The 14,413-nt window shown below is 49.3% G+C and carries 4 protein-coding genes; all 4 read right to left on the bottom strand.

Going from position 1 to position 14,413, the window contains the following annotated elements; translation table 11 throughout:
- Positions 1–92 precede the first annotated feature (92 nt).
- The 4 genes from GVK32_RS26705 to GVK32_RS26690 all read right to left on the bottom strand — a co-directional run bounded on the left by GVK32_RS26705 (position 93) and on the right by GVK32_RS26690 (position 14,412).
- The gene (locus GVK32_RS26705) at positions 93–842 is read right to left on the bottom strand and encodes a hypothetical protein (RefSeq protein WP_227697911.1); all 750 of its coding nucleotides are present in this window, start codon (positions 840–842) and stop codon (positions 93–95) included.
- A gap of 180 nt (positions 843–1,022) precedes the next feature.
- Complete coding sequence (locus tag GVK32_RS26700) at positions 1,023–3,146, bottom strand: ATP-dependent helicase (protein ID WP_159873732.1); 2,124 nt, start codon at positions 3,144–3,146, stop codon at positions 1,023–1,025.
- Positions 3,143–9,490 carry a DEAD/DEAH box helicase gene (locus GVK32_RS26695; RefSeq protein WP_159873730.1) on the bottom strand — a complete coding sequence of 2,116 codons (6,348 nt, stop codon included), beginning with the start codon at positions 9,488–9,490 and terminating at the stop codon, positions 3,143–3,145. The genes GVK32_RS26700 and GVK32_RS26695 overlap by 4 nt, the downstream gene beginning before the upstream one ends.
- The gene (locus tag GVK32_RS26690; RefSeq protein ID WP_159873728.1) at positions 9,490–14,412 is read right to left on the bottom strand and encodes a class I SAM-dependent DNA methyltransferase; all 4,923 of its coding nucleotides are present in this window, start codon (positions 14,410–14,412) and stop codon (positions 9,490–9,492) included. The genes GVK32_RS26695 and GVK32_RS26690 overlap by 1 nt, the downstream gene beginning before the upstream one ends.
- Position 14,413: the final 1 nt, after the last annotated feature.

The raw sequence follows: 14,413 nt of genomic DNA, 5'->3' as shown, positions 1-14,413 counted from the left end.
ACGCCCTGAGCGTTGGTCCGGCAGGACACGGAACTGGCAACCGATAGGCGAGGTAATGCTGAATCCAGAGCGGGGAAAACAGGCAGCCTAAATTAACCGGGGGTGCCAACTATCTTGACACTTACCGATGCCGTCACATAAGCCTTTTTAAGGCTGGCAGGAATGTCTTCGTAAACTGGGCTGAGATCGCGCTTATGTGATACCTGCATTAGTGACTGTAAGTGGGTCAGAGCCGCTTCACGTAATTTATTCAGCTCTGGCACATGCTGGATAAATGCCTCTGCTGCCTGCCACACAGGCTTATTACCCGGCAGATCGTAGCGGTAATCAGTCGTGAAAAACTGCATATTCATCATTGGCGATTTGTAGCGCCCATTGGTGCCAAGCGCAATCTGATTGGTCAGCAGCTCACTGCGCTTCTCATGACCAAAATGCAACTGAGGATTTTTTTCTGCGGCATTCCATCTTGGCCGGGCTTTATTGATACCCTGCACACCGGTGAGCGTGACGCCCCTTTTTTCAGCCGCCAGCATGGCGTAGATATAGATATTTTCAAGATGGATCAGACAGGCTGCGCTGAACTCGCGCGCCTGCTTTTTATGATAGAGGCTTTTCATCGCGCCAGCAGTTTGCTGCTTGTCATCTGCCAGCAGCTGGCGAAGTACGCTGTGATGCATCAGATTCAGCGTGTATTGCCGCACATCATTTGCGATAGAAGTAATACGGCTATGAAAGATGTCCTGCCCCCAGGACGACCAGATGACTAATTGCCCAAGCGGATCAACATTCAATTCACCTGTTAGCGAGTCATCGTATTCAGTCAGAAATTTTTCTATGTACATTTCGTTGCGTCAGTCCTTTATGCCCACAGGGCTAACAACACGCAATTTGTGCACTGCGAAAGCCCTTCCATGTGCCACTTGATTTTCTAATCCTTACCAAATCAGCAAATCAGTGGCCGATATTAATGAGAGATAAAATGCAGATAACCAGAAGCTGTAACCTCTGGATATCTGGTTGTATTACTCGCTTTCAGGCTCCAGTAAGAAACTAGGTTTACCGTATGATGAAACAAATAATCCTTTTACTGCACGCGTTGCTGCCACGTGAAGCAATGCTCGTTCATTGAACAACGCATCACGTTTCTCTACAGGATCATCTGAAGTGATGGCTTTCACCTCAGGTACAACACCATCGTTAATCCCGGCAAGGAAGACATACTGGAACTCAAGTCCTTTGATGCGATGCATCGTTGCCATACGCACCCCAGAACGTTGATCAGTATCACCGCTGTCCTGGCCTAAAGAATAAGTTTCAATTCCAGCATCATCTAACGCAGAAGCATAACGGTCATAGGTGTGCTTGGTACGGGCCGTTATACAAATATCCTGGGAGCGCACATTGTTAGCCAGTAGCGCCTGAATTTGTTTAACGATGGTGCTAGCTTCTTCTTTGAAATCGGTAGCATGAGTTATGGTCGGTTGGTCACCGTGCAGCAATGATAAATAATCATTGCTGGCATCTGCTTCACCATCCAGGTTATCTACCTTAACTCCAGTCAACAACCCAACGGCAAACCGACGAGTTTCTTCGGTTGTACGGTAGTTAATTTTTAGTTTCTTACTTCGGCGGCCACGGACATTAATGCCACATTGCCCCAGGACAACCTTATTGCGATAGATCCTCTGATGCCCATCACCGACAATAAACAGATCATTAGGTGACTCAGGTACCAGACTACGAATTAGAGTAAAGGCAGGAGCACCAATATCCTGGGCTTCATCGACCACAATGCTGCTGTAAGGTAACTGAACCTGTTTTTCTTTAAACAGGACAATCGCTTCATGCATCGCATCCCCCATTTCACGCAATTTAGCGCGTGCCATTTGGGAACGAAACTCTTCAAATACAGGCCATATTTTGGCTCGCTGAATACGCGACAATGCGGTTCCGCGCCCTAGCCGACTCACTTTAAGGTAGTCTTCACGACTGTAGACCGCATTGGGTTGCACTACCCGAGCCCATTCTTCCGCGTAAAAATTATCAGATAAACCGAGCTCTGCTGGGGTTTGCTGCAAAGCATAATTCCAGCATTTGCGACGGCCTTCATCGCTTTCATAAACTACACGGAAATCATAACCATGGCGTTTAAGTTGCTCACTCATCCAGGCATCAATATTAATAACTTCGATGCGTGCCATTTCTTCGCGAGTACAAAGACGCTGTAAATTGGCACGAATATCTGCAGCAAGGTTGCGTGTAAACGTCGTAAACAGAATTTTCTTGCCCGGTTGATCAACCAGGCGTTGAGCCAACCATCTTGCACGATGCATAGCGACTACTGTTTTCCCTGTACCTGCTCCACCCAATACACGAACAGGGCCATTTGCCGGGTTTTCTACCAATTTACGCTGGCTTGGATGTAAGAAAATTCGCCATTTTTCTAACGGCGCATTAAGCATTTGTAGCAGCTCTTGCTCATTTTCCACTACATGGAATCGACGCTTACTGCGTTCAATAGCTTCGATGAAGTCGTTAGTATCGACAGGTACATCTTTGCGGTCGTTAAACTCTTCCAGAACCTCTTGGTAATCCAATCCTTCAGACAACCAATGAAGTGGCTCCCAGGCCTCCGCAGGCATCACGCTTTCGAGTTGGTTAAGTCCATCCATATCCGTCAGGGCCATGACCTGATCGATAAATACAGGAGGAACACCTAGTGTCAGGATCTGATCGGCTGTATATGCAGCAAATAACTTAGGCTTATCTGGTGCAACAGGCTCAGGTACAGACTTGATATAACTGATATCAATAACCTGAATCGCCCCCGTTAATGGGTGGATTGAACAATCATGACGGCGGGCCCAATCATAGGCCTCATCATGCTTGTCCACCCACATCAGCATATATATCGCGCCTTGTTCCGGTTTAAGCACAATACCGCGGTATGTTTGATCAATGCGTACCGAATGAACATTGGCACTTCGGGCATCGTGAATCTTTTCGTAGTTCAGCCCGTTACTGGTCGGGTCCTGACGAAACTTAGAAATAAACTCCTGAACTTTCTTCTGCTGCGCTTTTGGGATACGAGCAAACGCCCCCAAAAAGCCATCAGAAAGTGCCACTTTTGGCGACTGAACCGTCATTTATCACCTCCTGACAGATGTTGTAAGGTTTCTTCGCTGATTGGGCCTAAAGCGACCTGCCAGCCATGTGTTATGAAATGAGAAGCGAAGTTCTCATCTTCGAAAATGATGACCTGTTTCCGTTCAGGCCAGGCAAGATCGGCTTCTGCAATAATCTCACCCAGATCGTTTTGTAAGGCGTAGCCAGGAACAGGCGCTCCAAGGTCATGAGCCTGAAGCAAAGCAATTTCTTCACTGGTGAGTAATTCAAACTCAATAATTTCTGCCCAACTGGCATCTGACTGCACTTCTTGAGCTGCTTCTATCGGCAAAACGACTAATTTTTCTTGCGGCTGATGTATTGCTTTACGACTGGTAAACGACATATCAGGCAAAAATTGCAGCAGATTCACCAGGCGCCAGAAACCATAAAATCCAGCTTCATAACCGCTATCTTCTGAATGGCGGTCATCAAAGCAGAGATGAAGTCGTAATGCCTCACACAGCTGATCCGCTGTTGGCGTAGTCTTGAGATAGCTCTGAAGCAGTACTGATGCCAACTCAATAAATTGTTGAGATGAACCGCAACTGTCCAGTAGCCCGCCAAAAACAAAAGGTTCGTCGGGTAAAATCTGCTTCTGACGTACAGGTGAGGCATTTTCCTGCATTTCATAAGCATATTTTTGCTGGGCACCTGGCTCTTGCGAACGCTTAACGTCCAGCCATACCCAGGCATGTGCAGCAGCCAGCTTTTTCCAAAGCGTGGTTTTTTGCTCAGGCTCAGTCAGATAATCAAGTAACAAATCGAAGCTGTTCCTGTCTTGTACCGAAGTATGCAAGGTCACAAAATTGACATCATGGAATCGGTTATAAATCGTAGGCTGTTTCATTGCCGGATTATGCCCAAGACCAAGTACATCCTGCAGATGCTTACACCCAGCCTCATTAAGATCACGCCAACCAATAGTCCAGACGTGGTAATTCCCGCTATCTTTGATCGCTTGCCGTTTCTGAACGTCATCAAAAACTGTGTCTTTATGGAAGGCATAGCCATCGAGGAAAATCGCGATTGGCTTTATATCTGCTGGTTGCGCAATAGGGTAAAGAACAAAATCAGGGCGTGATGGAATACCCACCCCCTCTTTAACCCCTAAATCTACCTGTGCTTTTAAATGCCAACTGGACGAAGACTCCGCTCGGGTGTTGATAACCCAGCCTGCGCTTTGGTGCGCGTAGCTGCGGCTAACAACCAGGCTTTTTTGCTCCTGCAAGCAGCTGATAAATCGCTTCTCAAGCTCAGACCCCATCATTGCGTCGAGCGAAATACTATTGATAGTTTTAATTTGGCGGATTTTATCGCTGGCTTTAAGAATTTGCGCCAACAGTACGCGTGACTGGTCACGTGAAACAAACTTCATGCGCCCACGGTCACGATAGGCGTATACACAACGGTAACAGCCATCTTTGCTGGTATCGTGATTACAGCTACATTCCACTAATGCCTGATAGGCCTGCTGCAACAGTTTCAGCAGGTTGTCTGGCGTTCTCATCAGCTCTTTTAGAGAGCCCGTTCCTCCTGGCACCGTATCGTAGATGACCAGATATTGCCGCCACGATTCACCCTCGTTTTCAGGTTCGCGATACACAATCCCCTTCAGGTGATCAACATTCCCCTTAAAGTAATGTTTCAACCCAAGTTGGATGGCAGCAGCAAGTGACGACTCAACAATACGGTCATTACTGTAACTGGTTACTGGCAATAAAATACGCAGCGCTTCAGATTCCAGCTGGCGATAAAGATAGAGATAATCTTCAAACTTCGCTTTTTCTGGCTCACTGCGGTATTTACAGCTCAGATCATGATCTCGCCGCGGATCATTGTTACGCGGGCGTTTAACCATTCCACAACTTAGGCAAACCTGGAAACCAGTACGTCGCTTTTTGTCACCCGCAATCATCAACTCGCTGGCATCATCAGCCATCTTGCCGAAGTTAATATCGCGCAGAGTCACTTTACTCAAGAACTCAAAGCCAAACGGGACTTCGCCTTCGTCAATGGCATAGGCCGCCGTGACATCCTGAGGTTCATAACTCACCAGTAACTGCCGCTGGAAGAAAGTCGGTTCGCGGCTATCACTTTCATCGCTGATTTGGCTATCGCGTGCACTGGCACGAGCATAGACCTGACGCAATTTCAGTAAGGTCGTTTTCTGCCCTGCATCAGCCCAAACAGGCGTGCCACATTTTGGACAGTACTTATGCTGGTCACCCGTTTGATCGATATTTTCGCTGTAGTTGCAGTGGCTACATATCCGCCAGTTTTCAGGCTTCGAGACGTTAAGATCGATTTGTTCGATCTCTACTTTATGCCCACCCGCATAAAAGTTATTCAAGGGGGCTAGCTCAGCCAGTGCTGTGGCGGCAGGGCGTTCATACTCGTAGGTTGTATTCTGGAATTCACGTTCTTGCCCCCCTTCTTTACGCCTCCACAAAACAGAACGTAAAGTCACGCCGGCTTCCGGGAAAGCATAGTTCGGCAGCAAGCCTTCATCAGTGAGGAAGTTCAGGGTCTGCTTGTCGTTTATTTGACGAATCAGTGACTGCAATGCTGAACGCTCAGAAGTCAGTTCACGCAAATCAGCTTCGTAATTTTGATCCTGAGGCGCCGCCCTCAACTTCTCGATGCTGTATTTCAATTTATCAATACGTGCACGTAATGACTTGCGATCTTCGAGTAATTGCGCCAGTGCAGTATCTATTCTTTGTTCAAGCGAACGATAATTTTGCTCACCGGTGAGGTAATGGGTCAGTTGCAGCAGGGTATCAGCTTCCAGTTGCGGGAAAATCCCGGCAAAACGTTCAGCAATCGCCACACGATGTTCCTGCACATAGCGCAGGAAATTGTATGGGAAACCGCCCTTACGGCCAGTATCCAATTCATCGAGCATCTGCTTCACGTTTTTACTGATGGCGGAACCTGGCACACCGGTTTTTACCCAGTTATCCAGGCAGAACGCGGCGAGTTGTCGTTCGAGAATCGCCACTGCATTGAGAAATACACCGGGAGCCTGAACCTGCCCCTGCATCATCTCCAGCGGTTCTTCAAAAAAGAACTGATCGTGTGGGTTCCCTTCGGCAACAGTAATGTTTAATGCATTGCCGTCTTTACGACCGGCACGTCCGATACGCTGTAAATAGTTAGCCTGAGCCGGGGGCACTGAACAAAGCAAAACCGAAGAAAGATCGCCAACATCAATACCCATCTCCAGCGTAGGCGTCGCTGATAATAAATTGATGTTCCAGGGCTTAGTGCCGCGATAGAACGATTTTTCCGTCGCCTCGCGATCTTCACGGGTAAGTAAGCCGGTATGCTCAGCTCCCATGACACGGGCAATATCCATATTGTCCCAACGCAGCGTCGGCTTGCTATCAGTAATCTGGTAGCGACCTTCATCACAGCGCAGTGACATACAGGGGGCATTTTCCCAAAGCCACGCCTGTTCGGATGGCGCGCGAACGATTTCCCGGCAGCACGTGCAGTTGAGCTGGCTGACATCGCGGCTGACGACCAGTGCCGAAGTACTCAATCCCCAGGCTTCACGGCCTTTGGTATCGAAAGATGTCACAATTCCTGCACGTTGCAGCGCCGTATAAAGCAGCCGCAATATCGTTTCCGAAATACTACTGATGAAAATATTATCGCCGCTGTTTAATGAGCGCGTTAACCAACGCTGATACCAGCTTGGGTTGTCCTTAGATCCGATAAGACGGTGGAAGCCGGTGATTTTTTCAAATGAGGCGTAAACAGGTTTACGCGTTTTTGGGCCGATAGATGGCATGTAGCGTGATGTACGCTCTTTTTGCGTCATCATAAAGGTCGAACCATCTCGGCGATAGCTTTCAAATGCCGGATGCATCACCGCACCAGCATGGCGCTGATACCACAAAATCCCTAAGGCCAGATGTGTGACTTGCTCAACCGTCACGCCGTTCATCAGGTCACCCAACTCTTCGCAAAGCTGCTGATGCAATGCTTTAATCGCAGGATTAAGGCGTTCAGTATCTATGCCCGTAGCAGCAAAACTGGTGGTTTCCAATGTTCGCCCGATACTGGCGCGAAGGGTAAATTCGCTCCACACTTCCCAGTCGAGACGTAACCGGACCAGCTCCGGCAGATCCGAGTTTTCGGTCAGCTGACCTTCGATTTTTAACGTCTGATAATCGTTTAGCCATTGCATATTTGGCGCGATGAAATTCGCTACAAAATGTGCGTCATCGGCCGAGGTCTCACGTGTTTGCTGGCAAACCTTCTGGGCGAATTCGTCAAGCCGTAAGGTTTCACCGACATTGAGTAAACGGGCAATCTGCCCACGCACCATTAATGGCCACGTGCGGGCAGTAAAGAAACTTGCGCGGTGGGCTGCGTCTTGTACGGAGTCTGAAAAAGTGATCAGCTTTTTATGTTCGTTAAACTTACTGCCATAGAGCTGATGGATCATCACCGCCGATAAGCTAGCCGCTCTAGAACCGAGGATCGAGATGCCATTTTTGCTGTTGCAATAAGGGCATTCGTTGGCGAACTCAAGCTGGTCTTTGCGCTCTTTGAGCATGTCAGGGATCAGTACCCGCACCATTTCGCTATACCCACAGTGCCCACACTGCACGTTGGATTGCTTATTAAGCTTCAGGCAAGCCGGGCATAATTTTTGATGCATACCGCTGACGGCTTTTTCATTCTTATCCGGGAAGGCCAGCACAATCGAGCGGCCCTTTTCAAAGAACTGGCGATAAATCCCATCAAGATCAGTTTCCAGCTGCACATTTTGCCCGTGGCGCATACTCGCCCAACCAGTGGCATGGCAGTCACGACAGTGGATGACCGGCAGGTGATGTTCTCTGTCTTCAACAGTCAGGTCATCGGCAAAAACCAGTTGCGGTGTTTTTGAAACGCTGGCCACCAGGCGGCGCATTTCACGTAACCATAATTGTGAACGCAGCTGTACAAAGGGTAAGACCGGGCGTGGTTTACCTGCTGCAATTCGCTGCTGATGGTCACCTGGGTTTTCCGGTACTTCCAGCCTTGCCTGAGCAATCAGCGCCAAAATACTTTGCAAAACCAGAGCGGCGTGTTCCGGGCTTTCAGCAAGCATGACCTGTAGGTTTTCAAGGCACTGCTGTTCGGAAAGAATACCGCCCTGTAAATCACGCAGTAACACATGCAACACGCTGTGACGACGTAGCATTTCACCGAGCGCTACGCGTTTTTCACGCCCGTTATCGTCTTCCAGATCCTGCGGAAGGTGCAGCGTGCTTTCCGGGAACCAGAGAGGAATTTGCCCGTTTAGATAATCAACCGGCGTGGCATAACGATGAGGTTCAAGCACCCTTTTATCTTCTGGCGCTGGGTACTGGCTGTGAGTTATTTCAAAGCCTTGCAGGTACTCGGCGGCGCTGTAACGATCTTCACGGATCACGGCAGCATCGGTGAACGGCTGATCAAAAATAGTTTGCGCGTAGTCCAGCAATTGCCCCAGTTCATCACCGACGGTTGCGGAGGTGCCAACACAAGCAAAACGTCCGTTATCTACGCCAACATGGTATTTAAGGCGGCGCACCAAACAGGCCAAATCGGAACCCTGCGCACCATCAAAAGTATGCAGTTCATCCACTACCAAATAGCGCAACATCCCGGGCTTATTGTGCCGCCATAGCTTTTGGTCGCCGGGGCGCATCAGCAGGTAATCGAGCATTTTATAGTTAGTCAGCAGGATATCTGGCGGACTGTCGCGCAGCGTATGCTTACAGGTAATCACCTTATCAGCGGACATTTTTTTGCTGGGGTGTTCTTCGCTATCACCCACAAACAAACCGACAGTGACTTTACCGTGCAGGCGAGGGTCGCCACTGATAGTTTGAGCAAAGCGGCTAGCCTGATCGGTTGCCAGGGCGTTCATCGGGTAAATGACTATCGCTTTCACCCCGACACCCGGTGTTCCAGCACAATAGTTAAGCAGCGGGAACATAAAGCATTCTGTCTTACCGGAACCCGTGCCGGTTGCCACCAGCGTTGGCTGCGGCTCATCATTTCCCAACCGTTCAAAAGCCTGCGCCTGATGGGCATGCGGCGGGAACGGCAGCGACAGATTGGGGAAGAAATCCAGCGGCAAGGTACTTTTACGAAACGGCAGCTGAGCGGAGAGATACGGCCCTTTCAATAACGCTTCCGGCTGGCGCAGAAATGCCTCCAGCATATTGATATCTTCGTTCTCTTCACCATTGAAGAGCGGGCTATTGAGCGGAAAGGCCGCGCGTAAAAACTCGGCTACGCTGTCGGCAACCTGCCGACTGACAACGGAAGGCAGCATCAGATGCTCTCCTTGTCATTTTCAAAGAAAGCCCAGGCGACTTTATAGTCGTCTTCGCGGTCTGGTTTGATAAACGGTGCCTGCCAGGTCACGGTGCGGCGCTCGCCTTCATCGCTGCGGGTGTAGTCATCAAAAGTGACGCTGACAGTGCCGGTTTGCAGGTGTTTAACATCGTCCCAGCCGATAGCCAATTCCTCGCTATCTCCGCCCTTCCAGTCCGGGCTATCCACCGAGAACGCATAACCATTTTTCAAATCAGCTTTACGCGCGGTGCGCGGCAGGCCTACGCCCACCAGCCCTTTACTTGGGGTGAAGATAATGCGGCCGATTTGATCGTACCAGGTATCGGCTTCGTACTGACGCATCACTGGGAATTGTACGCGGTAGATAGTCAGCAACTCTTCGAGTGTTAAACCTAAGGCCTGAGCGACAAGCACGTCGATTTCCACCAGCGCCTGACGACGGCTGTAATCAGTACGTAGCGCACAGTTGCGCTGCCATTCAGGAGTCAGATTGGTGAAGAAATCCTGTGGAAGCTGCGGGAGATTGCGGCTCCAATGTTGGGTGTTGAAGTCAGGGGTATAGCTTGATTGCCAGAGTTCAGAATACTCATGTACGAGGCCATTGAGTGTTAGAGCCCTCAAATTAGCTGATGGTAATTCTATGTAAGGAAATCCACGCAATGTAGATTCATAAACATCTGAGCGTCCTGTCGTTTTCAGAAAGAAATCAGCAACAACTGAATGGCAAAATGCAGAGAAACTAACCAAGTTATTTATATTTTTGAATGTAGTAGAGAGTACAGGGTGTATATGTGCAACATTTTTAGGAACGATAGCAGATATCATCGAACGCTCCGATGAACCTCCAAACATTCGTCTATTCACAAAACGATAATAATCCGTCACCTTTCTCGGCTCATCTTCGCCCGGCTCTGTCCAAATTACTCGCGGCGTGCGTTTGGCATATTCCTGCGCATCACATGCTGGAATATAGTTAGTGCGTGGCAAATAGTCGTCTGGCAGAGTCAGCAGATCGAGATTGTCATATGCTTTATTGGTATCACAGACTGCTTTTGGCGTATTGTAGAATGGATTGCCAACAAAAAAGTGCGGACCAGATAAAACCCATTGTGAGGCATCTTCTGGAAACTGTGTTTGCCGCTTGGTTGTACCATCACGTTGAGCGTAGGTTTCATCAAACATTACAGTCGAATAATATTCGTCCTGCAAATCTCCCAAACGCTTCGGCTGATCAGCAAACTTCTCAAGTACTGCAACAAGTTGTGTTGCATGTAAAGCAGGCAGGCGAGCTTCTAATGCAGGAGTTCCAGCTGAATCATAGAGACGAGAGAAAAGATCTAATTGCTTTTGATCAATGTTTAGTACCCGTTCCTTATGCCCCTGGAAGTTCCACTTAACCTTTACTTTTCCATCAATTTCACTTTCTTCTTTGATACCAGGGACAATACCTTCACCCTTATGTTCAAAGCTTGCATCAATTGTTTGAGGAATAAATAAATTCGACACATGAGAAAATTCAGGGCTAAAACAAAACGGGCCGTAGACATTAATACTAAACAATGTCTGGTTATGGACTTCAGAGAAGAGTTTCGTTTCATTAATAAATTGAAAATGCGCTCTTAGCCTCGGATACACAGCAGCACGCAACTGCCCGCCTTTCGGATCGTCATAAATCCCTTCAGGGTGCAGGAACCCTGCCACACCTTTTTCTGCCCCTAAACGCCACGCCTGCGGCAAGAAACATTTATACAGGTTGGTCTGCACACCACGCAGCACAGGGTAGTTCTGCTGCGCATTAAGGAAGTTCTGCATCCCTTCACAACCTTCGTATTCACTGCGCCAGGCAGCTTCCAATTCAGGGATGTGATTAAAGGTTTGCTCGCGTAGCGTTACCAGTTTCGATGCACTCAGTTTACGCAGCACAAACTCTGGCTCGAAGTCACCCAGCACGCCCGCTTCCTGCCATTCCACTTTCAGCCACGGCGGGTTACCTAGCATCAGGTCAAAACCGCCGCGTTCAGCAAACAGATCGCTGAACTCTAAGTCCCAATGGAAGAAGCGGTGTTGTTTGCGCAAAGCATCAACCACTTTCAGGCGCGGTAAATGGCGGAACAGCACATCGGTTTTCAAACGACCCGTACCGGAGAACAACGATGCTTCTTCCCGGATGTTTTCCTCTTCGTCAAACAAACCGGCCATGATGTTTGACTCGGCAGCGGTGACTTCTTCCGTTATCACAATGCCGTCGAGCAGGGTTTCCAGATCAAACATCCAGGCACTGCGATCCGGTAGTTCATCCGCTTTATCAATCGGCCAGAACCACAGCGCACACCAGTAATCCATTACCCAGCGCAGTTTTTGATAGTCGCTATTGTCCTGATGGCGTTTACTGAACGTCTCGTCCTTGCTGCGCATGCTGGAGTGCAGCTGTGCATCGGCTGGCAATGGCCAGACGGCATAACCATCAGCGGTGGCTTCGCGTTCAGCTTTAAGCTGCTGGCGATACGCACTCCACAACGTTTCTACTTTGCTGCTGATACGCTGCAAGTCATTAATTTCATGAGGCTCAAAGCTTGCGGTAAACGCTTTTCGCCAGGCATCTAACAGCTTGTAATCGTCCGGGTAACGCTGCTTAACCGTTTTATCGCTGTAGTTTGCCATGCCGCTGTCTGGCAGCAGGAAGTGGAAAATCTGCTTTTCCTCACGCGGCGTATTCATTGCCAGTTCAGTAGGTTCGCTGTTTAGCCAGCTCGGATCTTTAGCCTTTTTGTAGGTCAGTTCGCTTTTATTGAAAACCTGACGACGGGTACCAACCAGTGAGTTACCGCAGTGCAGCTGGTAACCGAACCACGGCACAAAGGTGTCACCGCTAATGGCGTTCAACCACAGGGAGACTTCTGCCAGTTCAACCGCTACCGGGTTTAAGTCCACACCGAAGACATTGTTATCTGCAATGTACATTTTCACCCGTTGTAATTCCTGGGTGTACTGATCCTGTGGAATGCGTCGCCCTTCAGCCTGCTGTTTATGGAACAGATAAGCTTCTGCTAACTGGTTAATGGCTTCATTAAGGAACGCTGCACTTCCCATTGCGGGTTCACAAACGGTGAGTTTTAAAATGGCATCGGCTTTGGCGTGGGGATCGGCTATCGGCTCAATTTGCTCTTTAAACAGTTCTTTGAGCGCGTATTTAACTAACGAGCGGGTGAGCACTTCTGGGGTGTAGTAAGACGCCGATTTCTCTCGGTCACGACCGGCCATGCGATAGATAAAGCTGCCCCGACGGTGAATACGCAGGCTGCCGTCTTTCTCGTAAACCTTTTCGTCATCGTGGTATTTCGTTATCTCATCGGCACTGACGAAGTAGCCGGTTTCCAGTTCGTTGAACTCTTCCCCAGCTTTTTTCACTTCATAGAGATCGTGGCTGGCAAAGAATCCACGATAAGAGAGCAGCGCTTCATACACCGCACCTAACTGGTTAATCCCTAACTGGCGATAAGAAATACGCCCACGACGCGCAAAACGCCCCTTGCCTGGACGGCTAAGGGACATCGCCTGAATAACCTGTTGCAGTGTTTCGTTGCGGAACACAACACGGTTCAAATAGGGCGTGTTTTCTGCCGCAAAAAGATGGCTTTCAAGACGAGGGATTTTGAACTGGTTGCTGTGAACACTGATTTGTTCACCGCTGATCCAGTCGCTCTGGATCTTCTCGCCGCCTTTGTAACCCTCACGCACCAGCTTAAACAGCATATTCAGGCTGTCATGCAGGTAACGGCCATTTCTGTCCTCTTCGCTGGTAAGCGGGATCATTTCCAGGTCACGCAGAGTTTCCAGGCTGTAACCTTGCAGATAGGTCCGCGCCTGCATTGGCGCATAACCCAGTTCCGGGCGAGCTTCGATATAGAACAGGAACAGCAGGCGATACATATAGCGCAGGCATTCGCGGCTGAGATCTTCCGGGTTAACGGCACGGTTACCCGTATAGTTCGCCAGCCCGCGTTCGATGAGGTAACGCATCGCTTCGTTGCCGAGTAGTTCGATACTTTCACGCAGCGCATATTTCAGATCTTCGGACACACCAAACGCATGTTTGTGGGAATTGTCATCCAATGAATCGAGATAAGGTGCGCCGCTGCCAGGCATGAGCGAATCTTTGTGCAGTAACACCGCCGTCGCTTTCAGCGTTTCCGTTTCGCGGCGGCTTAAAATTTCTTCGAAATCAAAACGTAGCAGGCGGTTTTGCGCCCACTTGGTGCGGTCCAGCAGCAGCAACTGGCGGTTGCCAAGCAGCAAGACAAAACGTGGTGGTTCTGGCTGGGTGAAGACTTCTGTCGAAATCAGATCCTGCCAGGAACGGTATTCACCCCGGGCATTTTTACGCAGATTATCACGGTGCTTTTTATCTACATCAGCCGGGAACTGAGCCTTCAGCAAGGATAACGCCAGTGGATCGAGAGTGCCCTCTTCCACATCGTGGGCTTCAACAATCCATAACCACGGGCTGCCATCCACGCTGTTATAACGCGCCAGTACAGGAAGAGGATAACCGTCCTCCAGTATCTGAATTTGCGGGTTCAGTTCGTATCCCAAAGCTTGTAACAGTGGCTGCCAGCGGCTGCGTTGATCCGCCAGACGTTGCGGGATCTGGCGCTGTTTTTCCTGTTCAGCTAACTGGCGGAAGAAGGTTGTTGCCAGGCTATTTAGCTGATTCCAGGGCGCCCGGTAGCCCGGCGTAAACGCTTCGCCCTGTTCTCTGGCAGCACGCTCTACTTCACGAGCGGCATTTTCCTGTTCGTTCCACGGCTCCAGAGCTTCGCGGATATCGCTGGTAAATACTTCGCCCAGATAATGGTTGGAGTAAAATTCGTTTTCGTTATTAATACCGACCAACGCCATG

The organism is Klebsiella sp. 18074 (genome assembly GCF_902705905.1).
GTDB lineage: Bacteria > Pseudomonadota > Gammaproteobacteria > Enterobacterales > Enterobacteriaceae > Klebsiella > Klebsiella terrigena.
This window is presented reverse-complemented; position numbering and strand designations above follow the sequence as displayed.

Bases quoted from the DNA above. Each gene is read 5' to 3' on its own strand.
- GVK32_RS26705 (WP_227697911.1), bottom strand. From the start codon at position 842: ATGTACATAGAAAAATTTCTGACTGAATACGATGACTCGCTAACAGGT.
- GVK32_RS26700 (WP_159873732.1), bottom strand. From the start codon at position 3,146: ATGACGGTTCAGTCGCCAAAAGTGGCACTTTCTGATGGCTTTTTGGGG.
- GVK32_RS26695 (WP_159873730.1), bottom strand. From the start codon at position 9,490: ATGCTGCCTTCCGTTGTCAGTCGGCAGGTTGCCGACAGCGTAGCCGAG.
- GVK32_RS26690 (WP_159873728.1), bottom strand. From the start codon at position 14,412: ATGGCGTTGGTCGGTATTAATAACGAAAACGAATTTTACTCCAACCAT.